Consider the following 2,908-nt stretch of genomic DNA (forward strand, 5'->3'; position numbering starts at 1 on the left):
AGAAACCAAATCCTTGATCAGCTCCCATGACGCATCAGAAAGTTCGTAACGCCTTGCCATACGGGCCTCCAACCGGTCATGGCGGCAATTTTAGCCACAACGACTTTTCGTACAAAACCTAATTCGCACTGGCAGGGGGACTTCAACCGAAGTCACCAGTGTCAGATAATGGTTGCAGCTGAGAACCATGGCTTAGCGTACAAACATCTCAGTGCTCTGTGATTTCCCTTTATTTCGCATGACCCGTTAGTCACGCCTTATGGCATAATGCCATTATTGCTCATGGAGACTCATCTTGCGCTCGAACCTGCCTGTCACAACCGTTGAACAAATATTTCCAGTCCAGCAGCGATTGATCTCTGCTACGGATGCGAATGGGAATATTTCCTATGCGAATGACGAGTTTATGAGAATAAGTGGCTATTCTCGTGAAGAGTTGTTGGGCAGTCCGCACAATTTGGTTCGTCATCCCGACATGCCTCCAGCTGTTTTCGGGCTGATGTGGGGCTATCTGAAGGCTGGCAAAAGCTGGATGGGTATCATCAAGAATCGCTGCAAGAATGGTGACTTCTATTGGGTCAGTGCGTATGTGACACCTATTCTCGAAGATGGCCGCTTAACAGGCTACGAGTCCGTTAGAGTCAAGCCGACTCGGGAGCAAATTGATCGCGCACAAAAGCTGTATGACCGGTTGCGTGCAGGTAAAAATTCCATTCCCCAAAATCGTCATTATGCGGCATTCATGAGGAGGATGGTCTTACCTGCAACTGCGGCTGCGTTGGCAATAGGTGCGGCTAGCGTGCTGCCAAGCCTGGCAGCACAAGCGGTAACTGCCGTGCTCTTTCTCGTTACAGGATGGTGGTCCTATACGCGGCTGGAACATCAGTTGAGTCATATCATGAAATGCGCCCCTGACGCTTTTTCAGATCCGATTAGCGCCATCACTTACAGCGATACGTATGGCCCTTCAGCGCAGTTGGAAATGATATTGATTAGTGAGGATGCACGCCTTAAAACCGCACTGACTCGGCTAAGCGATCTGGCCAGCCAAGTGGCTGAAGCCGCTGCGCATTCCTCCTTACTCTCGAACCAAACTGAAAATGCCTTGCTGGAGCAGCGAGCGGAAACGGACATGACGGCAGCCGCCATGACGGAGATGGCGGCCTCAATCAACGAAGTGGCAGGGCATGTTCAAAAAACCGCCATGGAAGCGCAAGCAGCAAATGAACTGGCTGAACAAGGTGATAAAGTCGCCGGTACTTCCCGTGAGGCCATTCAGTTGCTGGCCAGTACCGTCACGAATATCAGCACTGCTGTGGATTACCTTGCCAATGAAACCCAGCAAATTATGGCTGCTGCGGGGGTGATTCAAGCCATTGCTGATCAAACCAACCTACTCGCTCTCAACGCTGCAATTGAAGCGGCTAGGGCTGGTGAGCAGGGTCGTGGTTTTGCGGTAGTAGCTGATGAAGTCCGGGCCTTGGCCGCTAAAACCCGCGTATCGACTCAACAAATTCAAAACGTCATTGAAACCCTTAAAAAAGGCGCAGATGAGGCTGTGAGCATTGCCAAACTCGGTATTCGCGAGGCCGACCACGGTGTACAGCAAGTTATAGAGGCGCAGTGTGCTCTCCAAGGCATTCGCGATGCTGTTGAACGGATCAGTGGTATGAGCCAGCAAATGGCAGCCGCTTCAGAAGAGCAGGCTAGTGTCGCTGAAGATATTGCTCGGCAGATTAATAACGTAGCGGGAACGGTTGAGAGAACAGCGAAGAATGCTAACTCCGCCGTGATTCGTGGCCGCGAACTTGAAAGTACATCCCGTGGTTTAAACTCGTTGGTTGAACGGTTCAACAGGTAGTGACCTTATGACTATTTTGGTGAATTAGGTTTATATATGAGTGCAAGATACCGTGCAGCGGTGGATGCGGCAGCTATTTTCTCGGAAACCGATAAATCCGGAATAATCACCTATGTCAATGAACAGTTCTGTGATATTTCTGGCTATAGCGCACAGGAGTTGATTGGGCAAAACCACCGCATACTAAACTCAGGGCAGCATCCCCCTGAGTTCTTTATTGATATGTGGAAAAAAGTTTCACGTGGGCAGGTATGGAAAGGTGAAATTTGCAACCGTAAAAAGGATGGCAGCCTGTATTGGGTAGAGAGCACCATTGTACCCATGTACGATGATGCCAGCCAGCGGGTGCAGAAATACGTTTCCATTCGTTTCGATGTGACCGAAAAGCGGAAGTTTCTGGAAACCTTGCAATGGCAGGCTGAGCACGACGAGCTGACGGGTCTTCCAAATCGTTTTTTGCTGTCCAAAGCGCTTGATCAGGCTATTGTCAAAGCAAAGAGCCAGTCCAGCACGGTTGCCGTGGGCGTGCTTGATCTCGATGGGTTTAAGCAGATTAACGACCGCTATGGCCACGAGATAGGTGATCGTCTGTTAGTGGCGGTGGCTGATCGCCTGAAACATAGTATGCGTATCGAAGATACCGTAGCCCGTTTGGGAGGCGATGAGTTCGTGCTGATTTTGGGTGTGCGGGATCCCAAGGTGTTGGAAAGCGCCCTGCAGAGGCTTTTAGCTGCCCTTTCCGCCGTCTACATCATCGATGGCATAGGCATTAATATTTCCGCCAGTATCGGTGTGACGCTCTATCCAAACGATAATGAGAATGCCGATACACTGCTACGTCATGCCGATCAGGCTATGTATAAGGCCAAACAAAGTGGCCGTAACTGTTTCTATTTGTTTGATGTATCAAAAGATAAGATGGGCGGTTGCAGGAGCTGAGTGCAACACGGTTATTGAATTGAAGCAGGAGCCTCATGTTGCAAGCCCATCAGCTGAGTGAATACCTCGATCGGACACAGCCAGTTAAATCGCTTGCGTGGTCGGATG

1 protein-coding gene and 2 pseudogenes are annotated in these 2,908 nt (G+C 50.1%); all 3 read left to right on the forward strand.

All coding sequences use genetic code 11. The annotated features are described in order from the left end of the window. Nucleotides 1–406: 406 nt before the first annotated feature. Nucleotides 407–574: pseudogene (locus AC19YX_RS35180) on the forward strand (PAS domain-containing protein); the annotation flags it as partial. Nucleotides 575–751: 177 nt separating this feature from the next. After that, nucleotides 752–1,861 carry a methyl-accepting chemotaxis protein gene (locus AC19YX_RS35185; protein ID WP_371105869.1) on the forward strand — a complete coding sequence of 370 codons (1,110 nt, stop codon included), beginning with the start codon at nucleotides 752–754 and terminating at the stop codon, nucleotides 1,859–1,861. A gap of 36 nt (nucleotides 1,862–1,897) precedes the next feature. Beyond that, nucleotides 1,898–2,782 (forward strand): annotated as a pseudogene (locus AC19YX_RS35190) (diguanylate cyclase domain-containing protein); the annotation flags it as partial. Between the last annotated feature and the right edge of the window lie 126 nt (nucleotides 2,783–2,908).

This window comes from Pseudomonas sp. MF09150 (genome assembly GCF_059862355.1).

What these genes read in the sequence shown, in the direction of transcription:
- AC19YX_RS35185 (WP_371105869.1), top strand. Translation starts at nt 752, where the DNA reads ATGGTCTTACCTGCAACTGCGGCTGCGTTGGCAATAGGTGCGGCTAGC.